Source organism: Rothia sp. HMSC075F09, assembly GCF_001810515.1.
GTDB lineage: Bacteria > Actinomycetota > Actinomycetes > Actinomycetales > Micrococcaceae > Rothia.
Map to the genome: position 1 here is coordinate 1 of NZ_KV801789.1, position 562 is coordinate 562.

A 562-nucleotide genomic window follows, 5' to 3' on the forward strand; every position below is an offset into this window, starting at 1 on the left:
CTCATACATGATTTTCTCCTAACTGATTTGCTATCGGCTGCGCCGGTATCGGTGCCGCCGGTAGGGTGTGAGGTTTTCCCTTCCCCTTCCCTACAGTTATATTATAGCACGACTGAACGCATATAAACAAGGTGGAGCGGCGGCGCATGAGGGCGAATCCACAACGAAAGAGGGGGTAGATAAGTATCTACCCCCTCCCTGTCTTAGCTACTGTGCGCTGTGAAACCTAATCATCCAGCCGGTGATTTCCTCGCCTTCCTTGAACTCCGTGAACCCTACCCCTTCCATCGTGAAGCCTGCAAGGTACAGCAGGCCTAGCATGATGTTCAGGTGCTCGCTGACCGGTGCGCCGGATTCCTTGACAGACTCAAGGAAGCTATCAGACAAGCTCTCCACCTGTTCGGGGATAGTGTCTTTTGATGCCGTCTTAAGCGAGATGTCCACCCCACCATTGGGGCTAGGGGCGTACTGCGCGACAATGAGGAAGGTGCTAAGTGCCATGATGATATGTCCTTTTCTGATTCGCTGACCGGTGCCGCCGGGATTGGCTGCACCGGTAAGG

At 54.1% G+C, this 562-nt stretch carries 1 protein-coding gene; it reads right to left on the reverse strand.

From position 1 onward, the window contains the following. Window positions 1–207: 207 nt before the first annotated feature. Window positions 208–562: hypothetical protein (locus HMPREF2749_RS04920; RefSeq protein WP_210395328.1), on the reverse strand; the 355-nt coding region annotated here is incomplete at its 5' end.